At 68.4% G+C, this 9,903-nt stretch carries 2 protein-coding genes and 1 pseudogene; 2 read left to right on the top strand and 1 reads right to left on the bottom strand.

Annotated features, from left to right (window positions below):
• Window positions 1-1,647: pseudogene (locus tag IJH84_RS00060) on the bottom strand (CHAT domain-containing protein); the annotation flags it as partial.
• Between the two features lie 744 nt (window positions 1,648-2,391).
• Between IJH84_RS00060 and rpoB the strand changes: the two are divergent.
• On the top strand, window positions 2,392-5,928 hold the full coding sequence (rpoB, locus tag IJH84_RS00055; protein ID WP_295138647.1) for a DNA-directed RNA polymerase subunit beta: 3,537 nt from the start codon (window positions 2,392-2,394) through the stop codon (window positions 5,926-5,928).
• Between the two features lie 57 nt (window positions 5,929-5,985).
• Window positions 5,986-9,897 carry a DNA-directed RNA polymerase subunit beta' gene (locus IJH84_RS00050; protein ID WP_295138645.1) on the top strand — a complete coding sequence of 1,304 codons (3,912 nt, stop codon included), beginning with the start codon at window positions 5,986-5,988 and terminating at the stop codon, window positions 9,895-9,897.
• Window positions 9,898-9,903 lie beyond the last annotated feature (6 nt).

Raw genomic sequence — 9,903 nt, 5'->3', positions numbered from 1 at the left:
TGCCGCGAGCCGCCCGGCCAGGCTCGCCGCGCGCAGCCGCTGATCGGCAGGCGCCGTCTGCTGCCCGGCCGCCTCGGACAGCACCCTGCGCGCCCACCGGTAGTACCGGCGCCTGCCGGTGCGCTGGTGCAGCGATCGCAGCGCGCGTCCGAGCTGCGTAGCCACGTAGGCACGCTCAGGCGCGTACGGCGACATCGCTTGCAGCGCGCGGTCGAACCAGTCGACCGCGGATTCCATGTCCGTGGTGCGGGTGCTGCGGCGGAACCGGTGCCCCGCGATCACGCCGAGCTGCGTCCACGCGATGTGCGGCGAATCCTGCCCGGCCGCGACCGCCTGTTCGCAGACCTCCTCGGCACGCCGCAGATCCTGCTCATCGCCGTTGTTGCCGTACCGGGTCAGCAGCGTCATCGCCAGCGAGTTCAGCACCGCCCGCCGGTCGGCTCCCGCGGCCTCCTGCGCCGAGACCTCCCCGGCGGTGACGGCCGTATCCAGCGAGTCGGTCTCGCCACCGTGCTGGAAATGCCTGCGCAGCAAGGCTCCGTAGCCGGCGAAAGCCAATGCCCGGCGAGCGTCGTCGGCGGCCATCCCGCGGGCGCTGGAGGCGTAGGCGCGCAACGTCCGCCGCAACGGCCCCGGCTCGCCGGTGCTGTCCACGTGCTCGACAGTCGATTCGGCGAGCAGGACCAGTACCCGCCCGGTCAGCGGATGCCCGGCGCCGAGCACGCCCAGCACCCCGATCAGCTCGCTGATCCCCGATTCCAGGTCGCCCAGGTCCCCGGCCTGCTCGAAGCGCAGTCGCAGCGCGCTGGCCAGGTGGCACAGGGCGTTGCGCCGGGGCTCCCCGTCGGCGAGCCCGTCCGCGCCGCCGCGCAGGTGCGAGATCCCCTCTTCCAGGTCCTGCGGGGACCCGGTGCGCTGGTGCCTGCGCATCAACGCGGCTCCCAGGTTGATCCGCAGCTCGGACGGGTCGGAACCGCCGCTGCTGGAGGCGGCGCGGGCCGCGTCCCGGAAGGCGCTGATCGAGGCGTCGTCGGAGGAGGCGTCATCGGCCAGTCGCGCGTGCGCCTTCAGCGAATTGGCCAGCCGGACCAGCGCCATCACGCGCCTTGGATCCCGGCGCGGCGTCTGCTCGACCGCTTCCCGAGCCGCCCGCACCGCCTCCTCGGCGGGCTGCGCCGCTGCGCTCCTCGTGCCCAGGTCGGTCAGCGCCAGGGCGAGGTTGCACAGGTACAGCACCAGGTCCGGATCGTCGGTCTGCGCGCTGGTCGAGGCGTCGCGGTAGTAGCCGACCGCGTCTTCCAGATCCCCGAGCTGCTTGCTGTTCAAATGCGCCAGCTGGGATGCGCTGCCCAGGTTGTTCAGCACACCGGCGCGCGCCGGGTCCCGCTCGTCGAGCACTCCCGCGGTGGTGCGGAAGACCTCGGTCACCCACGGCAGATCCTCGAACTCCAACGTCGAGATGATCCGGTTCATCGCGGCGATCGCGTCGGCGTAGCGCTGCTCCAGGCTGGGCCGCGCCTGCGGAGCGGACGGCTGCTCCTGCTCGCCGGCGAACCATGTGGACCCCGCCGCGGCGTGCGCATTGCCTCCATTGGAACGCTGCTGCCCGCCGGAGTCGCCCTCCGGCCGGCCCGCATCGTCATTCATCGGCGATTCTCCTGTGGCGTGCTCACACGACTAACAGCGTCGCGGCGTGGCGGGGCGTTTCACGCTACCGGCGTTGACCGCCGCCGAGTAGACCGTGCACGACGCGGAACCTTGCCGGGCGCGAGGCGCGAGCGCCGCGTGCTCGGCAGGCCTCCCCCGAGGTCACAAGCCCGCTGGCCAGGCGTCCACCGCTGACCTGCCGGTTCCCCCGGAGGCCGGCGGGTGAGATGCCCTACAGCAGCGGCAACGCGCCCAGAGCATAGGTAAGCCGTCGAGGTTCCCGGTCGAACGCCTCCGCGATCTCGCGTGGAACAGCCGTCGCCGACGGTTCGCGGGCTCGTCGGAGAACCCCGGATGGATCTTCTTCAGCGCCGCCTTTGGCACGTTGAGCAGCTAAAAGTGCTTGATCGGCAGGCACTGCCCGTGATCGTGTCCTGCGCCACGAGGGTGATCGCAGCGTGATCTCTTGACTGTCGGCGGCGGCGGGTTCACTCTGGTCAGCAACACGGGCAGGGCCTCGCGGGGTGCGGCTGGAGCTGACGACTTTCGGGACGTTCGTCAGCGAGCCCCTCGACAGGTGGCGTCGTAGCATCTAGACTGCTACTTTGCGCTGCCCTCTTTCCGCCCGCCCCGAACCGGGACGTAGGATCGTGGGCGCCATTGCACCCTTGACAGTCGTGTTAGCTGGTCGCCAACGCCTTCTGACGCGGCTGTAGCCAGTTCAGAGTCCCGGAAGGACGCATCTTGGCAGTCTCCCGCGCGACCAAGGTCTCTGCAGCTTCCAACTACACGTCGGGGATCCCTGGGGCACCCAAGCGGGTCTCTTTCGCGAACATCCGCGAACCGTTGGAAGTGCCTGATCTGCTCGATCTGCAGGTCCAGTCCTTCGAATGGCTCGTCGGTGACGAGACCTGGTTCCAGCGCCGGGTCGACGCCGGCGAGGACAACCCCGTCGGTGGTCTGGAAGAGGTCCTCAGCGAGATCTCCCCGATCGAGGACTTCTCCGGCTCGATGTCCCTGTCGTTCACCGACCCGCGCTTCGACGAGGTCAAAGCCACGGTCGATGAGTGCAAAGACAAGGACATGACCTACGCGGCCCCGCTGTTCGTCACCGCGGAGTTCACCAACCACACCACTGGCGAGATCAAGAGCCAGACGGTGTTCATGGGTGACTTCCCGGTCATGACGGACAAGGGCACCTTCATCATCAACGGAACCGAGCGGGTCGTCGTGTCCCAGCTCGTCCGGTCCCCGGGTGTCTACTTCGACCAGTCGGTCGACAAGAGCACCGACAAGGACGTCTACAGCGTCAAGATCATCCCCAGCCGCGGTGCGTGGCTGGAGTTCGACGTCGACAAGCGCGACACCGTCGGCGTGCGCATCGACCGCAAGCGCCGCCAGCCGGTCACCGTGCTGCTCAAGGCGCTGGGCTGGTCCGCGGAGGCGATCCGCGAGCGGTTCGGCTTCTCCGAGACGCTGCTGGCGACCCTGGAGAAGGACCACACCGCAGGGCAGGACGAGGCCCTGCTGGACATCTACCGCAAGCTGCGCCCCGGCGAGCCGCCGACCAAGGAGAGCGCGCAGACCCTGCTGGAGAACCTGTTCTTCAAGGAGAAGCGCTACGACTTGGCCCGGGTCGGCCGGTACAAGGTCAACAAGAAGCTCGGCCTGGAGCTGCCCTTCGAGTCCGGCGTGCTCACCGAGGACGACATCGTCACCACCATCGAGTACCTGGTGCGGCTGCACGCGGCCGAGACCTCGATGGGCGAGGGCGAGCTCGAGGTCCCGGTCGAGGTCGACGACATCGACCACTTCGGCAACCGCCGCCTGCGCACCGTCGGTGAGTTGATCCAGAACCAGGTCCGGGTCGGCCTGTCCCGCATGGAGCGGGTCGTCCGAGAGCGGATGACCACCCAGGACGTCGAGGCGATCACGCCGCAGACCCTGATCAACATCCGCCCGGTGGTGGCGGCGATCCGGGAGTTCTTCGGCACCTCGCAGCTCTCCCAGTTCATGGACCAGACCAACCCGATCGCGGGCCTGACGCACAAGCGCCGACTCTCCGCGCTCGGGCCGGGCGGTCTGTCCCGGGAACGCGCGGGCATGGAGGTCCGCGACGTGCACCCGTCGCACTACGGCCGGATGTGCCCGATCGAGACGCCGGAAGGCCCGAACATCGGCCTGATCGGCTCGCTCGCCACGTTCGCCCGGGTCAATCCGTTCGGGTTCATCGAGACGCCGTACCGCAAGGTCATCGACGGTCAGGCCACCGACCAGATCGACTACCTGACCGCGGACGAAGAGGACCGCCACGTCAAGGCGCAGGCGAACACGCCGATCGACGAGGACGGCAACTTCCTCGAGGAGCGCGTCCTTGGCCGCCGGAAGGGCGGCGAGGTCGAGCTGCTGGCGCCGACCGAGATCGACTACATGGACGTCTCGCCGCGGCAGATGGTCTCCGCCGCGACCGCGATGATCCCGTTCCTGGAGCACGACGACGCCAACCGCGCTCTGATGGGCGCGAACATGCAGCGGCAGGCGGTCCCGCTGCTGCGCAGCGAGGCTCCGCTGGTGGGTACCGGCATGGAGCTGCGCGGTGCGGTCGACGCCGGCGACGTCGTGGTGGCCGACAAGGCCGGCGTCATCGAGGAGCTGTGCGCCGACTACGTGACGGTGATGGCCGACGACGGCACCCGGCACACCTACCGGCTGCAGAAGTTCAACCGCTCGAACCACGGCACCTGCACCAACCAGAAGCCGATCGTCAACGAGGGCGACCGGGTCGAGGCCGGGCAGGTCCTCGCGGACGGGCCGTGCACCGAGAACGGCGAGATGGCGCTGGGCAAGAACCTGCGCGTGGCCATCATGCCGTGGGAGGGGCACAACTACGAGGACGCGATCATCCTGTCCCAGCGACTGGTGCAGGACGACGTGATGACCTCGATCCACATCGAGGAGCACGAGGTCGACGCCCGGGACACCAAGCTCGGTGCCGAGGAGATCACCCGGGACATCCCGAACGTCTCCGAGGACGTGCTGGCCGACCTCGACGAGCGCGGCATCATCCGGATCGGCGCCGAGGTGCAGGGCGGCGACATCCTGGTCGGCAAGGTGACCCCGAAGGGTGAGACCGAGCTGACGCCGGAGGAGCGGCTGCTGCGGGCGATCTTCGGTGAGAAGGCCCGCGAGGTCCGGGACACCTCGCTGAAGGTGCCGCACGGCGAGACCGGCAAGGTCATCGGCGTCCGGGTGTTCAACCGGGACGAGGACGACGAGCTGCCGCCCGGGGTCAACGAGCTCGTGCGGGTCTACGTCGCGCAGAAGCGCAAGATCCAGGACGGTGACAAGCTCGCGGGCCGGCACGGCAACAAGGGCGTCATCGGCAAGATCCTGCCGGTCGAGGACATGCCGTTCACCGAGGACGGCACCCCGGTCGACATCATCCTGAACACGCACGGCGTGCCGCGACGGATGAACATCGGGCAGGTGCTCGAGACCCACCTCGGGTGGATCGCCTCGCAGGGCTGGTCCATCGACGGGGATCCGGACTGGGCGAAGCGGCTGCCCGCCGATCTCTACGAGGTCGACGCGGGTACGAACACCGCGAGCCCGGTGTTCGACGGTGCCCGCGAGGAGGAGATCACCGGCCTGTTGGCCTCCACCAAGCCGAACCGCGACGGCGAGCGCATGGTCAAGGAGGACGGCAAGGCGCAGCTGTTCGACGGGCGCAGCGGGGAGCCGTACCCCTACTCGGTGGCTCTCGGGTACATGTACATCCTGAAGCTGTCGCACCTGGTGGACGACAAGATCCACGCCCGCTCCACCGGCCCGTACTCGATGATCACGCAGCAGCCGCTGGGTGGTAAGGCGCAGTTCGGTGGCCAGCGCTTCGGTGAGATGGAGTGCTGGGCGATGCAGGCGTACGGCGCCGCCTACACCTTGCAGGAGCTGCTGACGATCAAGTCGGACGACGTGATCGGCCGCGTGAAGGTGTACGAGGCCGTCGTCAAGGGCGAGAACATCCCGGACCCGGGCATTCCGGAGTCGTTCAAGGTGCTGCTCAAGGAGCTCCAGTCGCTGTGCCTGAACGTCGAGGTGCTCTCCACGGACGGTGCGGCGATCGAGATGCGCGATGGCGACGACGAGGACCTGGAGCGTGCCGCGGCCAACCTCGGCATCAACCTGTCCCGCAACGAGTCGCCGTCGGTGGACGACGTCGTTCAGGGACCTCGCCGCCGGTCCGCGGGCGCGGGCCCGCCCGCGGACCGGCCACGGACCTGACCTGGCATTCCCGGCCGGTAGCCGGCCGGACCTTTCGACAAAGGGAGAAGACCCGACGTGCTGGACGTCAACTTCTTCGATGAACTCCGCATCGGCCTCGCCACGGCCGACGACATCCGCCAGTGGTCGTTCGGCGAGGTCAAGAAGCCCGAGACGATCAACTACCGCACCCTGAAGCCGGAGAAGGACGGGCTGTTCTGCGAAAAGATCTTCGGCCCGACCCGTGACTGGGAATGCTACTGCGGCAAGTACAAGCGGGTCCGGTTCAAGGGCATCATCTGTGAGCGCTGCGGCGTCGAGGTGACCCGGGCCAAGGTCCGCCGCGAGCGGATGGGGCACATCGAGCTCGCTGCCTCGGTGACGCACATCTGGTACTTCAAGGGCGTGCCGAGTCGGCTCGGTTACCTGCTCGACCTGGCGCCGAAGGATCTCGAGAAGATCATCTACTTCGCCGCCTACGTGGTCACCTCGGTGAACACCGAGATGCGGCACAACGACCTGTCCACGCTCGAGAACGAGATGCAGGTCGAGCGCAAGCGGATCGCGGACCAGCGGGACGCGGACCTGGAGGCCCGGGCCCAGAAGCTGGAATCCGACGTGGCCGAGCTCGAGAACGAGGGCGCCAAGAGCGATGTGCGGCGCAAGGTCAAGGAAGGCGGCGAGCGCGAGATGCGCCAGCTGCGCGACCGGGCCCAGCGCGACATCGACAAGCTCGACGAGATCTGGGAGACCTTCACCAAGCTGGAGCCCCGGCAGCTGATCTCGGACGAGCTGCTCTACCGCGAGCTCTACGACCGCTACGGCGAGTACTTCACCGGTGGCATGGGCGCCGAGGCCATCCAGGCGCTGCTGCAGGACTTCGACATCGACGCCGAGGCCGAGTCGCTGCGCGAGACCATCCGCTCCGGCAAGGGCCAGAAGAAGCTGCGCGCGCTGAAGCGGCTCAAGGTCGTCGCGGCGTTCCAGACCACCGGGAACAACCCCGGCGGCATGGTGCTCAACTGCGTCCCGGTGATACCGCCGGACCTGCGCCCGATGGTGCAGCTCGACGGTGGCCGGTTCGCGACCTCCGACCTCAACGACCTCTACCGCCGGGTGATCAACCGGAACAACCGCCTCAAGCGGCTGATCGACCTCGGTGCACCCGAGATCATCGTGAACAACGAGAAGCGGATGTTGCAGGAGTCCGTGGACGCGCTGTTCGACAACGGCCGTCGCGGGCGTCCGGTAACCGGTCCCGGCAACCGGCCGCTGAAGTCGTTGTCCGACCTGCTCAAGGGCAAGCAGGGCCGATTCCGGCAGAACCTGCTCGGCAAGCGCGTGGACTACTCGGGCCGTTCCGTCATCGTCGTCGGCCCGCAGCTCAAGCTGCACCAGTGCGGGCTGCCGAAGGAGATGGCGGTCGAGCTGTTCAAGCCGTTCGTGATGAAGCGGCTGGTCGACCTCAACCACGCGCAGAACATCAAGTCCGCGAAGCGGATGGTGGAGCGCCAGCGCCCGCAGGTGTGGGACGTGCTGGAAGAGGTCATCGCCGAGCACCCGGTGCTGCTCAACCGTGCTCCCACGCTGCACCGCCTGGGCATCCAGGCGTTCGAGCCGCAGCTGGTGGAGGGCAAGGCGATCCAGCTGCACCCGCTGGTCTGCGAGGCGTTCAACGCCGACTTCGACGGTGACCAGATGGCGGTGCACCTGCCGTTGTCCGCCGAGGCGCAGGCCGAGGCCCGGGTGCTGATGCTGTCCAGCAACAACATCCTCTCGCCCGCGTCCGGCAGGCCGCTGGCGATGCCCCGGCTGGACATGGTCACCGGCCTGTACCACCTGACGCGGCAGGTCGACGGTGCCGAGGGCGAAGGCCAGTCGTACTCGTCGGTCGGCGAGGCGATCATGGCCTACGACCGCGGCGGTCTCTCGCTGCAGGCGAAGATCCGGATCCGGCTGCGCGACGTGGTCCCGGCCAAGGAGGCCACCCCCGAGGACTGGGAGCCGGGCAAGCCCTGGCTGGCCGAGACCACCTTGGGCCGGGTGTTCTTCAACGAGCTGCTGCCGGAGGACTACGCGTTCGTCAACGACCTGCTGCCGAAGAAGCGGCAGGCGGCGATCGTCAACGACCTGGCCGAGCGGTACCCGATGGTCACCGTCGCCCAGACGCTGGACAAGCTCAAGGACGCCGGGTTCTTCTGGGCGACCCGTTCGGGCGTGACCGTGTCGATCTCCGACGTGGTGGTTCCGGAGACCAAGGGCGAGATCCTGGACTCCTACGAGCAGCGCGCCGACCAGGTGGAGAAGCGCTACCGCCGCGGTGCGCTGTCCTACCAGGAGCGCAACGCCGAACTGGTCCGGGTGTGGACGGAGGCCAAGGACGAGGTCGCCGACGCCATGGAGAAGAACTTCCCGGACGACAACTCGATCAGCATGATCGTGAAGTCCGGGGCGGCGGGGAACATGACCCAGGTCGTGCAGCTCGCCGGGATGCGCGGGCTGGTGTCGAACCCGAAGGGCGAGTACATTCCGCGTCCGATCAAGGCGAACTACCGCGAGGGCCTGTCCGTGCTGGAGTACTTCATCTCCAACCACGGTGCCCGCAAGGGTCTGGCCGACACCGCGCTGCGCACCGCCGACTCCGGTTACCTGACCCGGCGCTTGGTGGACGTCTCGCAGGACGTGATCGTCCGGGAGGCCGACTGCGGTACCGCGCGCGGCATCCGGATGCCGATCGCCGAGGTGCTGCCGGACGGCACGGTGCTGCGGGACGCGCACGCGGAGACCAGCGTGTACGCCCGCACCACGGCCGACGACGTCACCGACGCCGACGGCAACATCGTGCTCACCCGCGGTTCGGACCTGGGCGACCCGGCGATCGAGAAGCTGCTCGCCGCCAAGGTCACCAAGGCCAAGGTCCGCAGCGTGCTGACCTGCGAGTCCGGTAACGGGGTCTGCGCGGTCTGCTACGGCCGCTCGATGGCCACCGGCAAGTTGGTGGACGTCGGCGAGGCCGTCGGCATCGTCGCCGCCCAGTCCATCGGTGAGCCCGGCACGCAGCTCACGATGCGTACCTTCCACCAGGGCGGTGTCGCCGGTGACGACATCACCACCGGTCTGCCGCGCGTCACCGAGTTGTTCGAGGCCCGGATCCCGAAGGGCAAGGCGCCGATCGCGGACGCCCCCGGCCGGATCCGGATGGAGGACAACGACCGGTACTGGAAGATCACGATCATTCCGGACGACGGCAGCGACGAGATCGTCTACGACAAGCTGTCCAAGCGGCAGCGGCTCGCGGTGATCTCGGTGGACGGCACCGAGCGGCAGATCTCCGACGGGGACCACGTCGACGTCGGCCAGCAGCTGCTGGAAGGCGCCGTCGACCCGCACGAGGTGCTGCGCGTGATGGGCCCGCGGGAGGCGCAGCTGCACCTGGTCCGCGAGGTCCAGGAGGTGTACCGCTCGCAGGGTGTGGGCATCCACGACAAGCACGTCGAGGTGATCGTCCGCCAGATGCTGCGCCGGGTCATCATCATCGACTCCGGTGCGACCGAGTTCCTGCCCGGCTCCCCGGTGGAGCGCTCGCAGTTCGAGGGCGAGAACCGCCGCGTGGTGGCCGAGGGCGGCGACCCGGCCTCCGGCCGTCCGGTGCTGATGGGCATCACCAAGGCGTCGCTGGCGACCGAGTCCTGGCTGTCGGCGGCCTCCTTCCAGGAGACGACCCGCATCCTCACGAACGCCGCCATTGAGGGCGCCAGCGACAAGCTGGTCGGCCTCAAGGAGAACGTGATCATCGGTAAGTTGATCCCGGCCGGTACCGGCATCAACCGCTACCGCAACATCCAGGTGCAGCCGACCGAGGAGGCACGGGCCGCGGCCTACGCGATCCCGTCCTACGACGACGGCTACTACACCCCGGACGTGTTCGGTGCGGGCACCGGTGCTGCGGTGCCGCTGGACGACTACGATTTCGGCCGCGACTACCGGTAACGAAGT

Source organism: Saccharopolyspora sp. (genome assembly GCF_017434145.1).
Lineage (GTDB): Bacteria > Actinomycetota > Actinomycetes > Mycobacteriales > Pseudonocardiaceae > Saccharopolyspora_C > Saccharopolyspora_C galaxeae.
The sequence above is the reverse complement of the archived record's forward strand: the minus strand, read 5'-3'. Positions and strand labels throughout refer to the sequence as shown.